This window comes from Halomonas sp. ND22Bw, assembly GCF_003011945.1.
GTDB classification, from domain to species: Bacteria; Pseudomonadota; Gammaproteobacteria; order Pseudomonadales; family Halomonadaceae; genus Halomonas; species Halomonas halophila.
Window position 1 is genome coordinate 1 of sequence record NZ_PXWD01001920.1, and the last position, 230, is coordinate 230.

Sequence of the window (230 nt, forward strand, 5' to 3'; positions counted from 1 at the left end):
AACAGCGGCTTGCAGGTGCCAAGGCTCTCGAAGTCGGCGAGCGCATCGGTGGCATTGCACTGGCGATCGAGATCGAGGAACAGCACGCGATGGCCGGCATCGGCAAGATGCCATGCCACATGGCAGGCGATCATCGTCTTGCCGGCGCCGCCCTTCTCGACATTGATGGCGATAGTCTTCACGCCTTACCAGCCTCGATCCGAATTGTTGTTCCAGTGGTCGTAGCCGCG

General features: G+C 60.9%; 1 protein-coding gene. It reads right to left on the reverse strand.

Translation table 11 applies throughout. The features are described 5' to 3' along the window. Positions 1-182 (reverse strand): ParA family protein (locus CVH10_RS24970; protein ID WP_146143439.1); only part of this gene is annotated, 182 nt, incomplete at its 3' end. Positions 183-230 lie beyond the last annotated feature (48 nt).